General features: G+C 69.6%; 15 protein-coding genes and 2 pseudogenes. 10 read left to right on the top strand and 7 right to left on the bottom strand.

From position 1 onward, the window contains the following. Nucleotides 1-910 (bottom strand): LacI family DNA-binding transcriptional regulator (locus AOK08_RS06990; protein ID WP_055524572.1); only part of this gene is annotated, 910 nt, incomplete at its 3' end. Nucleotides 911-1,056: 146 nt separating this feature from the next. On the opposite strand from AOK08_RS06990, the gene AOK08_RS06985 reads away from it, so the two are divergent. From AOK08_RS06985 to AOK08_RS06975, 3 genes are all read left to right on the top strand, one after another. Next, nucleotides 1,057-2,253: a phytanoyl-CoA dioxygenase family protein gene (locus AOK08_RS06985; protein ID WP_055524571.1), complete on the top strand. Its 1,197-nt coding sequence runs from the start codon at nucleotides 1,057-1,059 to the stop codon at nucleotides 2,251-2,253. Nucleotides 2,254-2,266: 13 nt separating this feature from the next. Further along, nucleotides 2,267-3,043, top strand: coding sequence for an SDR family oxidoreductase (locus AOK08_RS06980; RefSeq protein WP_055524570.1), 777 nt, complete (start codon nucleotides 2,267-2,269; stop codon nucleotides 3,041-3,043). 61 nt (nucleotides 3,044-3,104) lie between these two features. Continuing rightward, nucleotides 3,105-4,109, top strand: a complete 1,005-nt coding sequence (locus AOK08_RS06975) for a Gfo/Idh/MocA family protein (RefSeq protein ID WP_055524569.1) — start codon at nucleotides 3,105-3,107, stop codon at nucleotides 4,107-4,109. A 194-nt stretch (nucleotides 4,110-4,303) separates the two neighbouring features. Here AOK08_RS06975 and AOK08_RS06970 read toward each other — a convergent pair whose 3' ends face one another. From AOK08_RS06970 to AOK08_RS06960, 3 genes are read right to left on the bottom strand one after another with little or no spacing between them, the layout of a single operon-like run. Next, entirely contained in the window at nucleotides 4,304-5,218 is a 915-nt protein-coding gene (locus tag AOK08_RS06970; protein ID WP_055524568.1) for an ATP-binding cassette domain-containing protein, read from the bottom strand. Between the two features lie 4 nt (nucleotides 5,219-5,222). After that, complete coding sequence (locus tag AOK08_RS06965) at nucleotides 5,223-6,299, bottom strand: ABC transporter permease (protein WP_055524567.1); 1,077 nt, start codon at nucleotides 6,297-6,299, stop codon at nucleotides 5,223-5,225. Further along, a complete protein-coding gene (locus tag AOK08_RS06960; RefSeq protein WP_055524566.1) occupies nucleotides 6,299-7,312 on the bottom strand; it encodes a substrate-binding domain-containing protein in 1,014 nt (337 codons plus the stop codon). The genes AOK08_RS06965 and AOK08_RS06960 overlap by 1 nt, the downstream gene beginning before the upstream one ends. A gap of 381 nt (nucleotides 7,313-7,693) precedes the next feature. Here AOK08_RS06960 and iolB point away from each other — a divergent pair, with 381 nt between their 5' ends. From iolB to AOK08_RS06945, 3 genes are read left to right on the top strand one after another with little or no spacing between them, the layout of a single operon-like run. Further along, the gene (iolB, locus tag AOK08_RS06955) at nucleotides 7,694-8,596 is read left to right on the top strand and encodes a 5-deoxy-glucuronate isomerase (protein ID WP_055524565.1); all 903 of its coding nucleotides are present in this window, start codon (nucleotides 7,694-7,696) and stop codon (nucleotides 8,594-8,596) included. Then, the gene (gene iolD, locus AOK08_RS06950; RefSeq protein ID WP_055524564.1) at nucleotides 8,596-10,473 is read left to right on the top strand and encodes a 3D-(3,5/4)-trihydroxycyclohexane-1,2-dione acylhydrolase (decyclizing); all 1,878 of its coding nucleotides are present in this window, start codon (nucleotides 8,596-8,598) and stop codon (nucleotides 10,471-10,473) included. The genes iolB and iolD overlap by 1 nt, the downstream gene beginning before the upstream one ends. A gap of 32 nt (nucleotides 10,474-10,505) precedes the next feature. Next, complete coding sequence (locus tag AOK08_RS06945; protein WP_055524563.1) at nucleotides 10,506-11,291, top strand: GntR family transcriptional regulator; 786 nt, start codon at nucleotides 10,506-10,508, stop codon at nucleotides 11,289-11,291. Nucleotides 11,292-11,343: 52 nt separating this feature from the next. Here AOK08_RS06945 and AOK08_RS06940 read toward each other — a convergent pair whose 3' ends face one another. Beyond that, nucleotides 11,344-12,546 (bottom strand): cytochrome P450 family protein, encoded by a 1,203-nt coding sequence (locus tag AOK08_RS06940; protein WP_055524562.1) that lies wholly within the window; start codon nucleotides 12,544-12,546, stop codon nucleotides 11,344-11,346. A gap of 390 nt (nucleotides 12,547-12,936) precedes the next feature. Here AOK08_RS06940 and AOK08_RS06935 point away from each other — a divergent pair, with 390 nt between their 5' ends. Then, complete coding sequence (locus tag AOK08_RS06935; protein ID WP_055524561.1) at nucleotides 12,937-18,159, top strand: family 43 glycosylhydrolase; 5,223 nt, start codon at nucleotides 12,937-12,939, stop codon at nucleotides 18,157-18,159. Nucleotides 18,160-18,265: 106 nt separating this feature from the next. On the opposite strand, the gene AOK08_RS06930 is transcribed toward AOK08_RS06935, so the two are convergent. Then, nucleotides 18,266-18,850 (bottom strand): TerD family protein, encoded by a 585-nt coding sequence (locus AOK08_RS06930; protein WP_055524560.1) that lies wholly within the window; start codon nucleotides 18,848-18,850, stop codon nucleotides 18,266-18,268. Nucleotides 18,851-19,490: 640 nt separating this feature from the next. Next, nucleotides 19,491-19,892, bottom strand: coding sequence for a helix-turn-helix domain-containing protein (locus AOK08_RS06920; RefSeq protein ID WP_055524558.1), 402 nt, complete (start codon nucleotides 19,890-19,892; stop codon nucleotides 19,491-19,493). Between AOK08_RS06920 and AOK08_RS47075 the strand changes: the two are divergent. From AOK08_RS47075 to AOK08_RS06905, 3 genes and pseudogenes are all read left to right on the top strand, one after another. Further along, nucleotides 19,878-20,816 (top strand): annotated as a pseudogene (locus AOK08_RS47075) (SMP-30/gluconolactonase/LRE family protein). The gene AOK08_RS06920 and the pseudogene AOK08_RS47075 sit on opposite strands and share 15 nt — an antisense overlap. A gap of 158 nt (nucleotides 20,817-20,974) precedes the next feature. Next, nucleotides 20,975-21,118: pseudogene (locus tag AOK08_RS48670) on the top strand (site-specific integrase); the annotation flags it as partial. An 858-nt stretch (nucleotides 21,119-21,976) separates the two neighbouring features. After that, nucleotides 21,977-22,549 (top strand): HutD/Ves family protein, encoded by a 573-nt coding sequence (locus AOK08_RS06905; RefSeq protein ID WP_055524556.1) that lies wholly within the window; start codon nucleotides 21,977-21,979, stop codon nucleotides 22,547-22,549. Nucleotides 22,550-22,673 lie beyond the last annotated feature (124 nt).

The raw sequence follows: 22,673 nt of genomic DNA, 5'->3' as shown, positions 1-22,673 counted from the left end.
TGTCCTGGCGCAGGTCGTGGTGGAGTACGCAGGACAGGCGGTGCTCGCGCAGGAGGCGGGTGTTGTCGTGGTCGAGGTCGTGCGCCACGAACACCGCGCACTCGCGGCCCAGGTCCTCGAAGGCCCGTAGCGTCGCGATGTTGCCGCCGCCGATCGAGTAGACCGCCCGGATGTCGGGGTCGCGTTCCAGGGCGCTGCGGACCAGGTCGTACTGGGTGGCGTCCAGGCCCTGGCCCTCGGTGATCTCGACGAGGGCGCGCTCGGGGTGCCGGGCCCGCATCGCGCCCCGGAAGCCCATCTCGCGCTCCTCCTCGTTGCGGAAGAAGCCGCTGCTCAGGCTGGTGAGCACATTGCCGGGGCGTTCGCCCAGCCACTGGCCCATGAGGTACGCGGCGGTCGCGCCGGCGGCCCGGTTGTCGATGCCGACGTAGGCGAGGCGGGCGCTGGAGGGCAGGTCGGTCACCAGGGTGACGACCGGGATGCCGGTCGCCATCAGGCGTCCTACGGCGGCCGTGACCTCGGGTACGTCCGGCGCCTTGACGATGACGCCCTGTGAGCCGCGCCGGGCGATGCGGTCCAGGGTCGCCACCAGTTCCGGCACCGGACCTGTCTCGCGGAAGTGGAAGCGGGAGCGTACGACGGCCGGGTGGAGGGCGGGCAGTTCGGCCTCCAGGGCGGCCCGGACGGCGGTGGTGAACCGCTCGGGCGCCTGCATCACGATGTCGATCATGAACGTACGGCCGACCAGCCTGACCTGGGTGCGCTGCCGGTCCAGGTCCGCGATGGCCTGCCGTACCTCGCGCTGGGTGCTCTCGCGCACTCCGCCCCGGCCGTTCAGGACGCGGTCGACGGTGGCCTCGCTGAGGCCCGCCTGACGTGCGATCTCCCGGATCGGGTAGGGGTGGCCCATGAGGAGGTTCCTCGGCTTCCGTCTGAGGGGTTTTTGATGGCTGCCTGCCGGTTGTTTGACGAGTTTGTCATGACAACAATGACAGCGACAGCAGCAGTGACGAACAGCAGTGACAGCGTTCCGCGATGACCGAGAGAAGGACGACGATGTCCCTCACCGCCGCACAGCGCCGGGCGTGGCTGTCCGAGCAGGACTGTGATCTCGGCGCCTTCCGCGCAGAGGTCGAGCGGACGACCGACACCGCCGACTTCCCGTACGCGTCCGCCGTCCGCGACAACGTCCTCGTCTACGACAGTGAGCGGCTGCGCGGCGCCGTCTCCACTCCCGGGGGACGCCGGGAGGTCATGGCGGAGCTGGTGCACGCGCTCACCCACGGGCCCGGTGTCGTGGTCCTCCAGCGGGCCTTCGCCGATCCTGCGGTGGTGGACCGGGCGACCGGCGCCTTCGAGTCGCTCATCGCCGGGCAGCGTGCCACCGGGGCCGTCGGGGGCGACCACTTCGCCGCGCCGGGGGCCAACGACCGGGTGTGGAACGCCCTGGAGAAGACGGCCCTGGGCGCGCCGGAGGTGTTCGCCGACTACTACGCCAACGACATGATCGCCCTCGTCTCGACCGCCTGGCTCGGCCCCGGCTATCAGGTCACCTCGCAGATCAACGTGGTCAACCCCGGTGGCGCCGCGCAGCGCCCGCACCGCGACTACCACCTCGGCTTCCTGTCCGACGAGGCGGCCGCCGCCTACCCCGCGCACGTCCACCGGCTGTCGCCCGTGCTGACGCTTCAGGGCGCCGTCGCCCACTGCGACATGCCCGTGGAGTCCGGCCCGACGCTGTACCTGCCGTACTCGCAGTCGTACGAGCCCGGGTATCTGGCCTGGCGGCGCCCGGAGTTCAGGGCGTACTTCGACGCCCGTCACGTGCAGTTGCCGCTGGCCAAGGGCGACGCGGTGTTCTTCAACCCGGCGCTCTTCCACGCGGCCGGCACCAACCGGTCCACGGACATCCGCCGGATGGCGAACCTCCTCCAGGTGTCCTCCGCGTTCGGGCGGGCCATGGAGACCGTGGACCGGGAGGCGGTCGTCAACGCGGTCTATCCGGTGCTGCTCGCCCGCAAGGCCGAGAGAGCGGGCGACGACGCATGGCTGGAAGCCGTCGTCGCGGCCTCTGCCGAGGGCTACGCCTTTCCCACCGACCTCGACCGGGACCCGCCGGTCGACGGTCTGGCCCCGCCTTCGCAGGCGGACCTCGTACGGCGCGCGCTGAGCGAGGAGTGGACCCCCGAGGCGCTCCGCGCAGCGCTGCGGGCGGCCGGTGAACGACGGGAGAGCCGCCGACGTGAGAGCTGAGGAATCGAACCGCATGGGACTTCTTCAGGGCAAGGTCGTCCTCGTCAACGGCGGCACCCAGGGTGTCGGGGCGGCCGTCGCCCGGGCCGCCGTCCGCGAGGGCGCCGTCGTCGCGGTGACCGGGCGGCGACCGGAGCCCGGCGCGGCGCTGGTCGCGGAGCTGACGGCGGCGGGCGGCAGGGCCATGTTCGTACCCGCCGACCTCGCCGACGCCGGGCAGGCGAAGGCGTCCGTGGCCGAGGTGATCGCCGCGCACGGCCGGATCGACTGCCTGGTCAACTCGGCGGGCCTGACCTCGCGCGGCACGCTCCTCGACACCACGCCCGAACTGTTCGACGCGCACATCGCGGTCAACCTCAAGGGCCCGTTCTTCGCCATGCAGGCGGCGGTGGCGGACATGGTGGCGCGCGAGGCGCCCGGCACGGTCGTCAACATCATCACGTCCTCGGCACACGGCGGACAGCCCTTCCTCGCCCCGTACGTCGCCGCGAAGGCCGGGCTCGTCGGCCTGACCCGCAACGCGGCGCACGCGCACCGCTGGGACCGGGTCCGGATCAACGGCCTGAACATCGGCTGGACGGCGACCGAGGGCGAGGACGCCACCCAGCGGGCCTTCCACGGAGCGGGCGACGACTGGCTCGACCGGGCCGCCGAACGTGTCCCCATGGGCAGGCTCGGCCGGCCGGACGAGATCGCCGACTTCGTGGTCCTCCTGCTGTCCGACCGCTCGGGCGTCGTCACCGGTTCGGTGATCGACTGGGACCAGAACGTGCTCGGCGGCCTCGACTGACCACTCCTTCCCCCTTTCCTCCCTCTTCCTCGTCCCCTTCTCTCCAGGAGCAGCACCAGCCATGCGTATCGGAATCCTCGGCCTCGGCCGCATCGGCGCTTTCCACGCCGAGACCCTCTCCGGTCTCGACATCGTCGACTCCCTCGTCGTCAGCGACCCGTTCGCGGAGGCCGCGAAGACCGCCGCGGAGCGCTTCGGCGCCGAGGTCGCGGACTCCCCCGAGGCTCTCCTCGCCGCCGGTGTGGACGGCATCGTGGTCGCCGCGGCGACAGACGCCCACCCGGCGCTGATCCTCGCGGCGGTCGAGGCGGGCGTACCGGTGTTCTGCGAGAAGCCGGTGGCGCGCACGATGGCCGAGGGCGTCGCGGTGCTGAACGCGGTGAACGACAGCGGCGTCGAGATCCAGATCGGCTACCAGCGCCGCTTCGACGCGGGCTTCACGGCGGCCCGCGACGCGGTGCTGAGCGGCGAGCTGGGGCTCCTGCACTCCGTCCGGTCGACCACCCTGGACCCGGCGCCGCCGCCGGCCGCGTACATCGCCGCCTCCGGTGGCATCTTCCGGGACTGTTCGGTGCACGACTTCGACATCATCCGCTGGGTGACGGGCCGCGAGGTGACCGAGGTGTACGCGGTCGGCGGCAACCGGGGTGCCGACTACATCAAGGAGGCGGGCGACGCCGACACCACCGGCGCGATTCTCACGCTGGACGACGGCACGATCGCCGTGGTGTCCAACTCCCGCCACAACGCCCGTGGTTACGACGTCCGTATGGACCTGCACGGTTTCAAGGACAGCATCTCGGTGGGCCTGGAGGACAAGCTCCCGCTGCGTTCCGTGGAGCCGGGCGTGACCTTCCCGGCGGGTGTCCCGCACGACTTCTTCATGGACCGCTTCGTCCCCGCCTACCGCGCCGAACTGACGGCGTTCACCGAGGTCGTCGCGGGCACCCGCACCTCCCCGTGCACGGTCGCCGAGGCGCTGGAGGCCGGCTGGATCGCGGACGCGTGCACGCTGTCGCTCCAGGAGCACCGCCCGGTACGCATCGAGGAGGTACGAACGGTCTGAGCACCGTTCACGTTCACCCTGACGGCCCGCGCCACACCCTCAGCGGTACGGCACGGGCCGTCGGGGTGCCCATTCAGGCACGCGGCAACCCGCCCCACCTAGGGGCGCGGGGCTGTGACATTTGCGGCTCCGCCGCGGGGCGCGACAAGCCCCCACCGGCCCGCACCCGCCGAACAACCGTGGACCGGCCGCCCTCACGCGGTCTTCCCTTCCGGGGAGGAGGCGACCGGCGCCTGGAGATCCTCCGCTTCGGGCAGCTCCTCCACATCAACCCCCCGCACCTGCGCCAACTCATGCTTGAGCGCCGCGAGTTCCGCCCCGCCCGCCATATGGTTGGTCAGCTCTTCGAGCGTGACCTCACTACGCGCAGCGGAGAGTTCCAGGGTCCCCAGCCGCAGGACGCTGAAGTGGTCGCCGACCATATAGGCGTGATGCGGGTTGTGGGTGATGAAGATGACGCCCAGGCCCTTGTCACGGGCGGCGGCGATGTACTTCAGCACCACACCGGACTGCTTGACACCCAGCGCGGCGGTGGGCTCGTCCAGGATCAGCACCCGCGCGCCGAAGTAGACGGCGCGGGCGATGGCCACGGACTGGCGCTGACCGCCGGAGAGGGTGCCGATGGGCTGGTCGAGGTCGTCGAGGACGATGCCCATGTTGCGCAGTTCCGTGTCCGCGGTCCGCTTCATCCGCTCGATGTCGAGTCGGCGTACGGGCCAGGGGCCCTTGGTCATCTCGGAGCCGAGGAAGAAGTTGCGCCACACCGGCATCAGCGGGACGGTCGCCAGGTCCTGGTAGACGGTCGCGATGCCCGCGTCCAGTGCCTCACGGGGCGTGCCGAAGCGGACGGGGCTGCCGTCCACGAGCACCTCGCCCTCGGTGTGCTGGTGCAGCCCGGAGATGATTTTGATGAGGGTGGACTTGCCGGCGCCGTTGTCGCCCAGCACGCAGGTCACCTGACCGGACCGGACGGTGAGGTCGACGCCGTGCAGGGCGCGGACGTTGCCGTACGACTTGCCCGTGCCCCGCAGTTCGACGATCGGCGCGGCGTCCACCGGCGAACTCTGCTGGGCGGGCGTGCCGTTGGGGGAGGTTTCGTTGGTTGTCATCAGTTCACCTCCGGGTCGCCTGGCGGCGTACCCACAGATTGACGAGGGCGGCGACCAGGAGCATCACGCCGAGGAACGCCTTGAACCAGTCGGGGTTCCAGTTGGCGTAGACGATGCCCTGGGAGACCATGCCGAAGATGAAGGCACCGATGACCGAGCCGATGGCCGAGCCGTAGCCGCCGGTGAGCAGGCAGCCGCCGATGACCGCGGCGATGATGTACAGGAACTCGTTGCCCACGCCCTCGCCGGACTGCACGGTGTTGAACGAGAACAGCAGGTGCATGCCCACGAACCAGGCACACGCGCCGACGCCCATGAACAGGGCGATCTTCGTGAAGCTGACCGGGACGCCGACCGCGCGGGCGCTCTCCTTGCTGCCGCCGACGGCGAAGATCCAGTTGCCGAACTTGGTGCGCAGCAGCAGCCAGGTCGCGACGAGGGCGAACACCAGCCAGTACACGATCGTGATCTTGAAGCTGACGTCTCCGATGGTGAACTCGGACGCGAAGACCTTCTTGGCCTGGTCGAAGCCGTCCATGTCGGCGATCGAGTCGCTCGCGACGTTCCCCGTGAAGATCTTCGTGACCGCGAGGTTGGCGCCCTGGAGGATCAGGAACGAGCCCAGGGTGACCAGGAAGCTCGGCAGCCCGGTCCTGATCAGCAGCCAGCCATTGAACGCCCCTACCGCGAGGGACACGATCAGGGCGACGAAGACGCCGGTCCATACGTTGACGGACAGCTGGAAGCTGAGGATGGCGGCGGTCAGCGCCGAGGACGTCACCGCGACACCGGCGGACAGGTCGAACTCCCCGCCGATCATCAGCAGCGCCACCGGCAGCGCCATGATGCCCATTACCGATGCCTGGTAGAGCACCGTCGCGAGCGCGCTGGGCTCCCGGAAGGAGGGCGCCACAGCGAAGAAGAACAGGTACACACCGATGGCGGCGATGAGGGCGCCGACCTCGGGACGGGCCAGCAGCCTGCGCCCCAGGGACCGCCGGCTGGTGCGGCCGTCCTGCCGGCCGGCCGGCGGCACCGACGGCGAGGAGCTCGCCGCCGATGCCGTTGACTGACTCGACATCACCGAGTGCCCTTCGCGGCGAACGCGGCGATCTTCTCGACGTTGGACTTGTCGACGAACGCCGGGCCGGTCAGCACGGGCTGCTCACCGCCACCGCTGTAGTTGCCGTTGTTCTTGAAGAGCCACAGCCCGTCGACGGCCAAGTAGCCCTGGAGGTAGGGCTGCTGGTCGACCGCGAACTGGATGTCGCCCTTCGAGATGGCGTCGGTGAGTTCCTTGTTCAGGTCGAAGGTGGCGACCTTGGCCTTGCTGCCGGCGTCGCCCACCGACTGCACCGCGGTCAGCGCGTAGGGGGCGCCGAGCGCGACCACGTAGTCAATGGCCTTGTCCTGGTTGAGCTTCGCGGTGATCGTCGACTTGACCGACGGCATGTCGGTGCCGTTGACGTTGAGGACCTCCAGCGTGCCGGTGTACGTCTTCTTGACGCCGTCGCAGCGCTGGGTGAGGCCGACGTTGCCCTGTTCCTGGATCACACAGACGGCTTTCTTCGAGCCGAGGTCGTTCAGCCGCTTGCCGAACGCCTCGCCCGCGACGGTCTCGTCCTGGCCGAAGAACTGCTGGAGGCCCAGCCTCTTCCAGTCGCTCAGGCCCGAGTTGAGGCCGACCACGGGGATGCCCGCCGCCGTCGCCTTGGCCACGACGTCCTTCATCGCGTCGGGCTTGGCCAGCGTGATGGCGATGCCGTCGACCTTCTGGTCGATCGCGTTCTGGACGAGGTTGGCCTGGTTGCCCGCGTTCGGGTCGGCCGAGTAGACGAGCTTGACGTTGTCCTTGTCCGCGGCGGCCTGGGCACCCTTGCGGACGATGTCCCAGAAGGTGTCGCCGGGCGCCTGGTGGGTGACCAGCGCGACGGTCATCCGAGGAGTGGTGGCCTTGCCCGCCGAGGCGTCGGCGCCGCCGTCCTCGGCCTTCTTGCCGCCGGAACTGCTGGAGCAGCCCGCGAGGACCAGGGCCGCCGCCGCGGCGGCGGCGACAACGGGGGCGATTCTGCGGGAGCGAGAAGAGCGGTCCATCTTTTCTGCACCTCACTGTGCGACCGGGGAGATGGGGGGAATGTCTGCGGTCCCGGGCCCGGGTCCCGGAGGTCCGGGCCGTGTGTGCCGCGAACACGGCGGTCGTGCTGGGACCGAATCCAAGACGTAGGAAGCGCCCACTGTCAATACTTTGTTAAGACATTATTTCACTGGTAAGTCAGAATGTAAGTACAAACTCTTGACAGCCCCGCTCACTGAGCCCTACACCTGGAAAGACGACAGGCTGACCCTAATGCAAACGTTCGGCAACGTATTCGACGGGTCTGCGGAACATTCATTAACTAGGACAATTCGAATATTCAGGGTAAGGCCATGAACCGGGTCGGCGCAGGGCCCACTTGTGAACAGGAGTGCCAGACCATGACCACCGCCACCGCCCACCACCTCCCGGCCGGCAAGGCTGTCGGCGGCCCCTACGTCGTCGACGTCAACCCCGAGAAGGCCGGCTGGGGCTACTCCAGCCTCCGGGTGCTGGAACTGCCCCCGGGCGGCTCGCACTCCCTGTCCACCGGAGACAGTGAGTGGATCGTGCTCTCCCTGAGCGGCGCCTGCGCGGTCGAGACGGCGGACGATTTCGGCCACTCCACCTTCGAGGTGCGGGGCCGCGACAGCGTGTTCAGCGGCGTCAGCGACTTCGTCTATCTGCCCCGTGACGCCCGTACGACCATCACCTCCGCAACGGGCGGGCGCTTCGCGCTCACCGGCGCCCGCTGCGACCGGCGGCTGCCCGCCCGCTACGGGCCCGCCTCCTCCGTCCCCGTGGAGCTGCGCGGCTCCGGGAACTCCTCCCGGCAGGTCAACAACTTCGGCGCGGCCGGTGTGTTCGAGTGCGACAAGCTGATCGCCGTCGAGGTGATCACACCCGGCGGGAACTGGTCGTCGTTCCCGCCGCACAAGCACGACGAGCACCGGCCCGGCGAGGAGTCCGTGCTGGAGGAGATCTACTACTTCGAGTTCGCCGACCACGAGGGCACGCCCGGCCTCGGCTACCAGCGGGTGTCCCCGTCCGGTCCGGGCCGCGACACGGATGTGCTGGCCGAGGTCCGTGACGGCGACGTCGTCCTCATCCCCGACGGCTGGCACGGCCCCTCGATGGCCGTGCCCGGTCACCACATGTACTTCCTGAACGTCATGGCGGGCCCCGAGGACGACCGTGCCTGGCTGATCTGCGACCACCCCGATCACGCCTGGGTGCGCGGCACCTGGCCCGAACAGCCCGTCGACCCCCGTCTGCCCCTCTACACGGCCCCGGAGAAGTCCTGATGACCAGCACCCCTGTCCGCCGTCTGACCGTCGCCCAGGCGCTGGTGCGGTTCCTGTCCGTCCAGTACACCGAGCGCGACGGTGTGCGCCGGCGGCTGATCACCGGTACATGGGGGATTTTCGGCCACGGCAATGTGGCGGGCCTCGGTCAGGCGCTCCTGGAGGCCGGTGAGGACGCGATGCCGTTCCACCAGGGCCGCAACGAGCAGGCGATGGTCCACGCGGCCGTCGGTCACGCCCGCCAGTTGAACCGCCTCTCCACGCAGGCCGTCACCACCTCCATCGGCCCGGGCGCCACCAACCTCGTCACCGGCGCCGCCCTCGCCACGATCAACCGCCTCCCGGTACTCCTGCTCCCCGGCGACTACTTCGCGACCCGCACCGCGGACCCGCTGCTCCAGCAACTGGAGCACCCGGTCGAGGCCGACCTGTCGGTCAACGACACCCTGCGCCCGGTCTCACGCTATTTCGACCGGGTGACGCGCCCCGAGGCGCTGATCCCGTCCGCGCTGAACGCCGTACGTGTCCTCACGGACCCGGTGGAGACGGGTGCCGTCACCCTCTGTCTGCCACAGGACGTGCAGGCGGAGGCGTACGACTGGCCGGAGGAGTTCTTCGCCGAGCGCGTCTGGCATGTCAGGCGTCCCGCGCCCGACCCGTACGAGCTGGCCGAGGCGGTGGAGGCGATCCGGGCCGCCGAGCGCCCGCTGATCGTCGCGGGCGGCGGGATCCACCACAGCGAGGCCGAGGACGCGCTGAAGGCCCTGGTGGACGCCACCGGCATCCCCGTGGCCTCCACCCAGGCCGGCAAGGGCTCCCTGCGTTACGACCACCCGGCCGACCTGGGCGGCATCGGCCACACCGGCACGGCCGTCAGCGACGACCTGGCCCGCACCGCCGACCTGGTCATCGGCGTCGGCACCCGCTACACCGACTTCACGACCGCCTCGAACACCCTGTTCAAGAACCCGGCCGTGCGGTTCCTCAACCTCAACATCGCGTCCTTCGACGCCCACAAGCTGGCGGCGCGCGCGCTCGTCTGCGACGCGCGAGCGGGTCTCACGGCGCTGACGGAGGCGTTGTCCGGCCACCGTGTCGACGCGGCCTACGAGTCCGAGTACCGCGTCGGAAAGGACCGCTGGGAGCAGGTCGTCGACACCGCGTTCACCGCCGCCGACGACAACGCCGTACCCACGCAGACCCAGGTGCTGGGCGCCCTGGACTCGGTCGTGGGCGACGACGACGTGATCATCAACGCGGCCGGTTCGCTCCCGGGCGACCTGCACAAGCTGTGGCGGGCCCGCAGCCCCCGCCAGTACCACCTGGAGTACGGCTACTCCTGCATGGGCTACGAGATCCCGGCCGCGATCGGCGTCCAGCAGGCCGCGCCGGACACCCCGGTCTGGGCGCTGGTCGGCGACGGCACCTATCTGATGATGCCGACCGAGATCGTCACGGCCGTCCAGGAGGGCCTGCCCGTCAACCTGGTCCTCGTCCAGAACCACGGGTACGCCTCCATCGGCGGCCTCTCCGAGTCGGTCGGCGGCGAGCGCTTCGGCACCCCCTACCGCTACCGGGCCGCCGACGGCACCTTCACCGGCGACCCGCTGCCGGTCGACCTGGCGGCGAACGCGGCCAGCCTCGGCATGGACGTGCTGCGCGCCGAGACCGTGGGCGAGCTGCGCGCGGCCCTGGCGAAGGCCCGCGCCTCGGACCGGCCGACGTGCGTGTACGTGGAGACCGACCCGACGCCGACCGCTCCTCCGGCGGAGGCCTGGTGGGACGTGCCGGTCGCCGAGACCGCCGCCCGTGAGTCCGCCGTAAGGGCCCGGGAGGAGTACGACCGTCAGGCCGCCGCCCGCCGCCGGCACCTCTGACCAGACCGATCGGCATATGAAGGGAGGTGCCCATGGCGACACCAGGTGATCGCGCCCGTACGGCGTCCGGCTCCCCGGTCGACACCATGGACTTCACGCTGGACCGCTCCAGCCCGGTCCCGCTCTACTACCAGTTGGCCCAGCAACTGGAGGCGGCGATCGAGCACGGGGTCCTGGCCCCGGGCAATCTCCTGGGCAACGAGATCGACCTGTCGGTCCGCCTGGGCCTGTCCAGGCCCACGGTCCGCCAGGCGATCCAGTCCCTGGTGGACAAGGGCCTGCTGGTGCGCAGGCGAGGCGTCGGTACGCAGGTGGTGCACAGCCAGGTCAAGCGCCCGCTCGAACTGAGCAGCCTCTACGACGACCTGGAGGCGGCCGGACAGGGGCCCACCACCCAGGTCCTGCGCAACGAACCGCAGCCGGCCTCCGCCGAGGTCGCCGCCGCCCTCGGGGTGAAGGAGGGCAGCGAGGTCGTCGTACTGGAGCGGCTGCGCCGCACACACGGCGAGCCGGTGGCGTTCCTGTGCAACTACCTTCCCTCGGGGCTCCTCGAACTCGACGCCGCCCGGCTGGAGTCGACGGGCCTGTACCGGATGATGCGCGGCGCGGGCATCACCCTGCACAGCGCCCGCCAGACCGTCGGCGCCCGCTCGGCCACGGCGGCGGAGGCCGCACTCCTGGAGGAGGCGGAGGGCGCCGCCCTGCTCACTATGCAGCGCACGGCGTACGACGACACCGGACGGGCCGTGGAATTCGGCACGCACATCTACCGGGCGTCGCGCTACGCGTTCGATTTCCAGTTGCTGATGCGGTCCTGACTCCCGTCCCTGCTCGGACGGCTGGGCGGAGAAGTCCGCGTCCGGGCCCCGATCAATAGGTCACCGGCAGCGATCGCAGACCACGGGCGCGCATGGACGGCCGCCATTTCAGCCCAGTGTGCGGGACGCCGAGGGCCAGCCCCGGAAAGCGGGCGAGGAGCGCGGCGAGGGCGATCTCGGTCTCCATACGGGCCAGAGGGGCGCCCAGGCAGTAGTGGATGCCGTGGCCGAGGGCAAGGTGACCGGTCCCGTCGCGGCCGATGTCGAGCCGGTCGGGGTCGGTGAAACGGTGCGGGTCACGGTGAGCGGCGGCCAGGGAGAGCAGGACGGTCTCACCTGCCGGGACGGTGACCCCTCCGATGGCGACGTCCTCGGTGGGAAAGCGGCGGATGGCCAACGGCGCGGGCCCGTCGAAGCGGGCCAACTCCTCGACGGCGGCGCCCAGTCTGCCCGGGTCCTCGCGGAGCGCGGCCAGTTGGTCGGGATTGCTGAGCAGGGCCAGGGTGGCGTTGCCGATGAGGTGGACGGTGTTCTCGTATCCGGCGAAAAGGATGAGGAAGGCCAGGGACATGAGTTCGTCCTCCGTCAGCCGGTCCTCGTCGTCGCGTACGGCGATCAGCGCGGAGAGCAGGTCGTCGGCGGGGGCCGCCCGCTTGGCGGCGAGGAGCCCGGTGAAGAAGCCGAGCATGGCCCGGACGGCTTCCTTCGCCGTCTCGGGCCGGGCCGGGTCCGGGGCCACCAGGGCGTCGGTCCAGCTCCGGAAGTCCTGCCGGTTTTGCGGGGCCACGCCGAGCAGATCACAGATCACGGTGATCGGCAGCGGCGCGGCGTAGGAGGCGATCAGGTCTGCGTGGCCGTGCGGTGCGATGGCGTCGAGCAAACGGTCGGCGGTTCTCCTGATGGGCTCCCGCAAGAGCTCGACACGGCGCGGGGTAAACGCCTTGGACACCAGACGCCGGATGCGGGTGTGATCCGGCGGGTCCATGTTCAGCAGGTTCGCGTCCAGCGCCGGCGGCAGCGCGAGCCCGTGGTAGCCGCCGGGCTTCGCATTGCGTTTGTCGAGGGAGAACCGAGGATCGGCGAGTGCCTGGCGTACGTCGTCGTAGCGGGTGACCAGCCAGGCCGGAAGCCCGTCCGTCCCGGTGATCCGGTGGACAGGCCCGGCCTCGCGGAGCCGCCCGTACACGGCGTAAGGGTCGGCGATCAGCTCGGCGGGGTCAACTAAGGGCGGTTGACCGGACATTGCGGTTGCCATGGCCTCCACCCTAGACGGACGGGTCCTCCCCTCCGCTTCGCCACCCTCGTCGAACTCGTCTCAACGCACGTCGGACAAACCGAAGGTGACGCCGCATCAAGTGAGGGCCGTTTCAACGCCGATGCCGCTGCCGATGCCCGATGAAACGTCGAGGCGGGCGCGGCGGTTGTCGCCACCACCGGGGCGGCACGTGTCAACTCCCGTGTCAGGTTTGGTTCCTGTTGATTTCCGGTGCGTTAAAAACTAGTTGTCCGACCTGCCGAACGTCGTTCGAAAACCCTTGACGGCTCCTCTATCACCGATTGACACTCTCGCAACGCGCGGACACACAGAAGCAATCTGATGTTTTCCGTCGCCTCCCCACGTGTCCGAGCAGAGGAAGCCGAAACGATGCAACTCGCGAGATCACGCGGCCTCGACAGACCCTGGTCACAACGGCTCGCCGGACTGACCGCAGCATCGCTACTGCTCGGGCTCGCAGGGCCGTTGGCCATGTCGGTGCCCGCGCACGCGGCAGCGGCCGGCATCACCGACGGGCTGGCCCTCTGGTACAAGTTGGACGCGGCCTCCGGCACGACCGTCGCCGACTCCTCGGGCAACGGCCGTACGGGCACGGTGAACGGGACCGCCGGATGGTCCAACTCCGGTGAGGGGCTTGCCTTCAACGGTTCCGACACCTACATCAAGGTGCCGGACGACATCATGAGCGGCATGAACTCGATCACCGTCTCGATGGACGTGAAGATCGACGCCACCCAGGCGAGCCCTTACTTCATCTACGGCTTCGGCAACACCAGTGGCACGGCCGGCAACGGCTATCTGTTCACCACGGGCAACTCGTACCGGGCCTCCATCGCCAGCGGCAACTGGTCGACGGAACAGAACACACGCTCAGCGGGCACCAACCTTCAGCGCGGGGTCTGGAAGCAGATCACCTACACCCAGACCGGCAACACGGGCGTGCTCTACGAGGACGGCGCGGAGGTCGGCCGCAACACGGCGGTCACCCTCACCCCCGGTTCCATCGGCTCGGGCACGACCACCGCCAACTACATCGGCAAGTCGGTCTACCCCGGCGACAACCTGTTCAAGGGCAACATCCGCGACTTCCGGGTCTACGACCGGGCGCTGGCCGCCACGGAGGTCGAGGAACTCTCCCTCCCCATCGCCGCGCAGGGCGTTGCCGCCGACAAGTCGGCTCTCACGCTGGGCGACACGAGCGCGGTGACGGCCAACCTGGCTCTGCCGGCCTCGGGTTCGGCGGGCGGCTCCGCCATCACCTGGGCGACCGACAACCCGTCCGTGGTCTCGTCCTCGGGCGTGGTCACCCGCCCGGCCTCCGGTCAGCCGGACGGCCACGCCAAGCTCACGGCGACCCTGAAGAAGGGCCCGGCGAGCGACACGAGGACCTTCGACGTCACGGTCCCGGCCCTCTTCGACGACAATACGGCCGTCCAGCAGGCCGCCGAGGCGCTCACCGTCCCGGACATCGACGACGTACGCGGGAACATCACCCTCCCGTCAACGGGCGTCTTCGGCACGGCGGTTGCCTGGTCCTCGGCGAGCCCGGACGTCATCTCGGCCGACGGTGTGGTGCACCGCCCGGCGCACGGCGACGGCGGCACGACAGCCGAACTGACCGCGACCGTCACCAAGGGCACCGCCACCGCGACCCGCACCCTGACGGCCAAGGTCCCCGAACTCCCCGCGAAGGAAGCCCTCAAGGGCTACATGTTCAGCTACTTCACCGGTGAGGGCACCTCGGACGGCGAACAGCTCTACGCGGCCCTCAGCAAGGGCAACGACCCGCTGAAGTGGCGGGAGTTGAACGACGGCAAGCCTGTCCTGACGTCCACGCTGGGCGAGAAGGGCCTGCGCGACCCGTTCATCATCCGCTCCCCCGAGGGCGACAAGTTCTACCAGATCGCCACCGACCTGCGGATCTACGGCAACGGCGACTGGGACGCCTCCCAGCGCACCGGCAGCAAGTCGATCATGGTGTGGGAGTCCACCGACCTGGTCCACTGGACCGACCAGCGCCTGGTGAAGGTCTCGCCCGACTCGGCCGGCAACACCTGGGCGCCGGAGGCGTTCTACGACACCGAGCTCGGCTCGTACGTGGTCTTCTGGGCCTCGAAGCTGTACGACAACGCCGACCACTCCGGCGACACGTACAACCGCATGATGTACGCGACCACCCGTGACTTCCGCACCTTCAGCGAGCCCAAGGTGTGGATCGACCGCGGCTACTCGGTCATCGACTCCACGATGATCAAGCACAACGACACCTACTACCGCCTCTCCAAGGACGAGCGGAACAACTCCTCCTCGACGCCGAACAGCAAGTTCATCTTCGAGGAGAAGAGCGCCTCGATCCTCAACCCGTCCTACACCGCCGTCGCCGAGGGCATCGGCAAGGGCGCGATGAGCGCGGCCGAGGGTCCGCTGGTGTTCAAGTCGAACACGGAGGAGAAGTGGTACGCGTTCCTCGACGAGTTCGGCGGGCGCGGCTACATCCCCTTCGAGTCGACGGACCTGGACTCCGGCAAGTGGACTCCCTCCACGAACTACGACCTTCCCTCAAGGCCCCGCCACGGCACGGTACTTCCGGTGACGCAGGCCGAGTACGACCGTCTGCTGCGCGCCTACTCGCCGGACCAGCTCGTCACCTCCGTCGAGGACATCACGGTGAAGACGCGCGCGGGTGAGGCCCCGGTCCTCCCGGCCACGGTCATCGCCACCTACACGGACGGCGTCAAGCGTCCCGTCCCGGTCACCTGGGACGCCGTTCCCGCGTCGGCGTACGCGCAGCCCGGCACCTTCACGGTGACCGGCGCCCTCCCCAACGGCGAGGCCGTCCCGGTCCTCGCCGCGGTCACGGTCTCGGCCGAGGGCCCGGACGTGCCGGCCGACCTGGTCCTGCGCTACGACTTCGACGAGACGGGCGGCAACATCGCCCGCGACTCCAGCGGTCACGGCTTCCACGGCACGTACGTCCGAACTCCCGCCTTCGGTACGGGAGTTCACGGCGGCTCCTTCAAGATGTCCGGCGGCAGCAGCTCGTCCACGACCTCGCCGTACGTCACCATCCCGAACGGCGTCCTCAAGAACACCGACAGCGTCACCGTCTCCACCTATGTGAAGTGGAAGGGCGGCGACAACTTCCAGTGGCTGTTCGGCCTCGGCCCGGACAGCAACAAGTACCTCTTCGCCACGCCGTCCAACGGCAGCGGGAAGCTGTTCTCCGCGATCACCAAGGCGACCTGGTCCGGCGAGAAGCAGATGATCGGGGGCGCTCCGCTCACCGCCGGTCAGTGGAAGCACCTCACGGTCACCCTGGACGGGGCGTCCGGCACCGCGATCCTCTACGTGGACGGCGCCGAGGCGGCCCGGGTCACCGGCGTCACCATCAAGCCGTCCGACCTGTATGACGCGGCGAAGGGCAACTCCGGCTACATCGGCAAGTCGCTCTACTCGCCCGACCCGTACTTCGGCGGCGAGGTCGACGACTTCCGTATCTACAACCGGGCACTGTCCCCGGCCGAGGTCATGGAGATCGGCGGCAACACGACCGGGATCGCCGCGGCGACCCACCCCGCGCTGAAGACCGGCTCGATCATCGACGACGCGGGCAGCAGGATCACCCTTCCGCTCACCCCGGGCACCGAACTGACCGCCCTGGCACCGCAGTTCACGCTGGCCCACGGTGCGGCGATCAGCCCGGCGTCGGGCACGGTCCGTGACTTCACCAAGCCGGTCACGTACGAGGTCACCGGCTCGGACGGCAAGAAGCGCACCTGGACGGTGACGGCCGTGGAGATGAAGAGCCCGGTACTGCCGGGCCTGAACGCCGACCCGAACATCGTCCGGTTCGGCGACACCTTCTACATCTACCCGACCACGGACGGCTTCGAGGGCTGGAGCGGTACGAAGTTCAAGGCGTACTCCTCCACCGACCTGGTCCACTGGAAGGACCACGGCGTCATCCTGGACCTCGGTCCCGACATCTCCTGGGCCGACAGCCGCGCCTGGGCGCCGACCATGGAGACGCGGAACGGCAAGTACTACTTCTACTTCTGCGCCGACACGAACATCGGTGTGGCGGTGTCGGACTCACCGACCGGCCCCTTCAAGGACGCCCTGGGCAAGCCGCTGCTGAAGGCGGGCGCCTACCCGGGCCAGATGATCGACCCGGCGGTCTTCACCGACGACGACGGCAAGTCGTACCTGTACTGGGGCAACGGCAGGGCCTACGTGGTCCCGCTCAACAACGACATGGTCTCCTTCGACTCCTCGAAGATCACCGACATCACGCCGAGCGGCTACAACGAGGGCTCGTTCGTCATCAAGCGCCAGGGCACCTACTACTTCATGTGGTCGGAGAACGACACCCGGGACGAGAACTACCGCGTGGCCTACGCGACCGGTTCCTCGCCCACGGGCCCCTGGACCAAGCGCGGTGTGATCCTGGAGAAGGACCTCTCCCTGGGCATCAAGGGCCCCGGCCACCACTCGGTGGTCCACGTCCCGAACACCGACGACTGGTACATCGCCTACCACCGCTTCGCGATCCCCGGCGGTGACGGCACGCACCGCGAAACCACCATCGACAAGCTGGAGTTCGACGGAGCCGGTCTCATCAAGAAGGTCGTCCCGACCCTGTCGAGCATCGACCCGGTGACGATCGTCCACGCCGGCGCGGACACCACGGGCCCGGAAGGCAGCGCGATCCCGCTCACGGGCACCATCTCCGGTGCGGGCACCCCGAGTTGGAGCGTGAGCCCGACAACTCCCTGCACGATCTCGAACAGGACGGCGATCCCGGCGTCCCTCACCTGCCAGGACAACGGCACCTACGAGGTCACGCTGACCGGAGGCCGCAGCAAGGACACCCTGACGGTGACGGTCACCAACGCGCCCCCGTCGATCACCTCGGTCCAGGGCCCGAACACCCCGGTCCCGGCCGGCCGGACCAACCCGGTCCGCGTCTCGGCGAAGTTCACCGACCCGGGCCGCGCCGACACCCACACCTGCACGATCGACTGGAAGGACGGCACCACCCCTACCAACGGCAAGGTCACGAACGGCACCTGTGAGGCGAGCCACGCCTACCTGAAGGCGGGCATCCTCCGCCCGACGATCACGGTGACGGACGACGACAAGGCCTCGGTGACCACGCAGCTCCCCGAGCTGATCGTGTTCGACCCCAAGGCCGGCCGCGCGACCGGCAACGGCGTGATCGCGTCCCGGGCGGGCTCCTACCCGGCCGACCCGACGCTGACCGGCAAGGCGGCCTTCTCCCTCCACGCCTCCTACCGGAAGGACGCCACGGTCCCGACCGGCAAGGCCTCCTTCGACCTCACGCCGGCCGGAAAGTCCAAGCCGAGCCTGAAGCTGCGCTCGACGTCCTCCGACTGGCTGGTGATCACCGGCACCACCGCGGTGTACCAGGGCTCCGGATCGCTGAACGGCAAGAACGGCTACGCCTTCCGCATCACGGCGACGGACAAGCCGGACACGTTCGGCATCCGGATCTGGAAGAAGTCCACGGGCGAGGTCGTCTACGAGAACCGCACGACGGCCGCGACGAAAGGCATCGTGATCGGCCGCTAGTCCGGACGACGCACCGCCCGCGCCGAACATGAGGGCGCGCACACGGAGTCGGGCCTCACCGCCCGCTCGGTGTGCGCGCCCTTCGGCGTTCCGGGCACGCGTCCCGTCACAGATGGGCGGCGACAGCGGGCAGCAGGTCCTGGAAGGTGCGGCCGGCGGCGGGTTCGCCGATCGCCTTCACCTGCCAGCCGCCGCCCACCCGGTGGAGCTTGGCCATGATCTGTGCGGTGTACGCGCCCCCGCCGCTGAGCGTGTAGCGGGCCAGCTCCTGACCGGTGGACTCGTCGACGACCCGGCAGAAGGCGTTCTCCACCTCGGCGAAGGTCTGCCCGGTGAACGAGTTGACGGTGAGGAAGATCTGGTCGACCTTCCCAGGCACCCGGCTCAGGTCGACCAGGATCACCTCGTCGTCGTCCCCGGCGCCGCTGCCCCCGGTCAGGTTGTCCCCCAGGTGCCGTACCGAGCCGTCGTCGCTGGTCAGATGCTGGAAGTAGACGACGTCGGCGACCTGGCCGGCGGAGAAGAGGACCGCCGAGGCGTCCAGGTCGATCTCCTTGGGCCCGGCCAGCTTCGCCAGGAACCCCTTGCGCTGCGCGGCCTTCCAGCCCAGCCCCATCCGGACGACGTTCAGCGCGCTCCCGTCCGACTTGCTCAGGCTGACCTGCTGGCCCTTGGACATGTTGACCGACATGAGTGGTCCCTCTCGCTCCGTGTCGCCGGACGATTCGGCTCAGTGATCAATCTACAACACTGTAGATGTCGAGCCCCGGCGGCGCGGTCAGCTCCACGGGCGGACCCGGATTCCGCGCAGGATCACGGCGGTCGGACGGTCCGGAACGCCCAGGTCGAGCCGCGGGTCACGGTCGTAGAGCACCGCGTCGGCCGGGGCCCCGGGGGTCAGCCCCGGAAGGCCGAGCCAGGTGCGGGCCGTCCAGGAGGCGGCGGCCAGGGCGTCGTGCGGGCTCGCGCCGGCCCCGGCCGTGGCGCGGACCTCGGCGGCGACGGTGCCGTGCGGGCGGGCGGGTGTCCGTGCCGACCAGGCTCGTGACCCCGGCCTCGACCGCCTGGGCCACGAGCCTCGGGTGGGCTTCGGAGCCGCGCAGGTACCAGTCGCGCCGGGCTCTGGGGGGGGCGGGCGCGCGGTTGCCCTCGGTCGATGACGTCACCATCGCCGGCGTCGGGACAAGTGCCGTGCCCTGCGCCGCCGTCCGGTCGAGGAGCGCCGGGTCCAGGCACATGCCGTGCTCGATCGAGTCGACCCCGGCCGGCATCCCGCACGGGCGTCGCGATCAAGAAGGGTGAGGAGCCGTTCTGCTCAAGTGCGGTGAGGGTCAGTGCTGTCGTGGGCCGTCCCCCTGAGCCGAAGGGACCGGAGCCATGTGCGGCGCCTGACGCGGGGTGCCGGGGAGCGTCTCCAGGCGGACGCGTTGCAAGGCCCACCAGACCTCGATCGCACACCTCGGCTCGTGGAGATCACATCCGACGAGTTCCTGGTATCGCTTGATGCGGTAACGCAGCGTGTTGGGGTGGATCAGCAGTTCCCGGGCTGCCGGATCGATGCGTCGGCCGTGGGCGAGGTAGCGGTCGACGGTGGCGGCAAGGCTGTCGGCCAGGTCTTCGGGAAGCGTGGACAGTGGGACCACGAAGCGCCGGACCAGTTCCTCTCCCACCTCTCGATCGGCTACGACCGCGGGCAGCACACCCAGACTCGTCATGTCGTGCGCTCCGGTCATCCCGAACGCCTCGGCGGTGGCCAGAGCCCGGGTGGCCAGGTGAAAAGAGTGCTCCAGGTTGTCGAGCTGACTGAGCGGGCCGAAGCCGACGCACATTGCCGGCTGTGGGCATCGGACTTCTACACGGAACAGGTGATCGCCACAGACGGGCACGGCCACACCGAGACAGTCGCCAAGGTGCCCAGCCAGCCCTCCGGACTGGGTTTCCTGCCGGACGGGCGCGCTCTCATCGTCTCCATGCGCGACCGCAGGCTGCTCGTCCGGGACGACTCGGGGCACCTCCAGGAACACGCCGACCTGTCCGGCCTCACGCCATGGCACCTCAACGACATGGTTGTCGACGCCGGGGGCCGGGCCTACGTGGGCAACTTCGGGTTCGACCTGATGGGCGGCGGCGCCATCCGCAACACCAGCCTCCTGCGGGCGGACCCGGACGGCACAGTGGCCGTTGTGGCCGACGATCTCGCGTTCCCCAACGGCATGGTCATCCTGGGAGACGGAACGCTCGTGGTCGCCGAGACCCTCGGCAACCGGCTCACCGCGTTCGACATCATGGAAGACGGCAGCCTGACCAGGCGCCGCGTCTGAGCCGAGTTCGGGCCGCTGCCCCGGACGGACAATGTCGCCGACGCCATGGGCCTGCTCCATGTCGCGGCGGACGGCATCTGCTCGGACGCCGAGGGCGCGATCTGGGTCGCTGACGCGATCCATTCCCGTGTCATCCGGGTCCGTGAAGGCGGCGACATCACGGACGAGATCTCCACCGGGCCCATGGGCGCGTACGCCTGCATGCTCGGCGGCGACGACGGCAGGACCCTCTTCCTCTGCGCCGCACCGTCATTCCTGGAACACGAGCGCCGTCCGGTGCGCGAGGCCCAACTGCTGGCCACCCGGGTCGCCGTTCCCCGTGGCGGCCGACCCTGACGACCATCATCGAGCACTCCGCACCTGGGGCCTTCGACGCCGTCCGCGCAGCGGCCGGAAACTCGTCGTGGCGACTGTGAGCGCCCTCTTGCCTGCCCCGGCCGACCAGCAGCTCGACTGCGTCGGAAGCGAGCTCGTCACGACCGCGTCCAGCATCCGACGTGGTCACCAAACTCGGCTACGCGCACCTGCGCCGCCACGACCTCCGGCACACCGGACCGACCTGGTTCGCCGACGCCGGAGTGCAGGTCCATGTCCTGCGCCGGATCGCCGGCCACAGCTCGCCGACCCCCACCCAGCGCGCGGTCAAGGGCCCTGGCCCCCAACTGGTCCCCAAGACTGCGTCCCGGGCCGAGGAGGGTCTGACCCACGCGGGAGGAGGCACTGCCTCCCACGGCTGAGCGATCGCCCCGTGGGACTCCCACCCGTACCGCCGCAGCTTCTTCCCCTCCTCCGGCCGCCCTGCCTTCTCCAGCAGCTGGGTGACGTGCCACAGGGCGTTGACGTTGCCTGCTACTCCGGCACGCCGGTACCAGGTGATCGCCTCCTCGACCCGACCCGACCCGCCTCCGCCAGCAGCCGGTGGGGTGGCGAACAGCCCGGGCGCGGGAGTCGCATGCGGCAGCTGTGTATGGATTTCGCGCGAAACGTCGCAGATCTGCGACGTCGTGCAGCCGCCGGGACGCGCTCCCGACCGTGCTGGTGACCGCGAGGCGACAGGCGCTGGCGGGGGCAGCACGGTCCGAGCGGTGAACAGTAGCTGCCCGTCGTTGTTGGGGCGGGGTCGGTCGCAGGAGCGGCACCGATCCCCCGCGGTGTCGCTCCGCTTCACATGCCTGTTGGCTCTGTTCAAGAGGAGTCGGTGAGGAATCTCGAAATGATCGCGCGGATTCTGCGGGAGCAGGAAGAGCGGGAGCCCCTTGCCCAGGTGTGGAAGGTGTTCGGACGGTTCACCGGTCCTTCGAGGCGGACAACTCGCTTGTGCTGGCTAGCCTCCCCGCGTCCCGCTTCTGCGAGGCGTCGGAGGTCGTCGCGTACGGTGCTGTGTCGAGGGCCTCAAGGCCGGGGGTTCGCGGCCCGACCCACGAGTCCTCTCCTCTTGTCCGGGCCGCCGAGCCGGGGAACGGGCTCCGCAGCCGTCCGATCCGGAAGGAAAGCGCATGGCACTGCAAGTTCTGCGGGCGCAGGACAGAACATCCGCGCCGTGGAAGAACGGCGGAGGTGTCACCTCCGAGGTGGCCGCCCACCCTGAGCGGGCAGGGACCGGCGATTTCGTCTGGCGCGTCAGCATCGCCGATGTCGCGCAGAGCGGACCATTCTCCGTCTTCGAGGGCGTGGACAGGATCATCACCGTCGTCGACGGTCCCGGCATGGCCCTGACGGTCGACGGCACCTTGCACGAGATGGCCGCCCCGTACGAGCCGTTCGCCTTCTGCGGTGACTCCGACACGAAGTGCGAGCTGCTCGGCGGCCCGATCGTCGACTTCAACGTCATGGTGCGGCGCGCCGATGCGACGGCGGGTGTCCGGATCATGCGCGACCGCTTCGAGGTGCGGCCGGAAGCCGGAACCTGCGTGCTCGCAGTGGTCCTTCACGGGTCGGCCGTCCTCGGCCGGGAGTCCGTCCGCCTCGACCGCCTGGATGCCGCACTGCTCGCCGAGGGGGACGCCGACGACATCGACGTCGACGGGGTTCTCGCACTGGTCACCGTCGCCGACCGCGGTGCGGACTGACCCGGCGGGCCCGGTTGCCCGTGCATGCACCGATGCCCGAACCTGCTCCGGCGGCCGAAGCGGGTGACGGCGGCCGCCCCGCGTCACGCCTGTGGGACTCCGTCACCAGCCGTACTGCGATTGG

It is taken from the genome of Streptomyces graminilatus, assembly GCF_001418565.1.
Lineage (GTDB): Bacteria > Actinomycetota > Actinomycetes > Streptomycetales > Streptomycetaceae > Streptomyces > Streptomyces graminilatus.
This window is presented reverse-complemented; position numbering and strand designations above follow the sequence as displayed.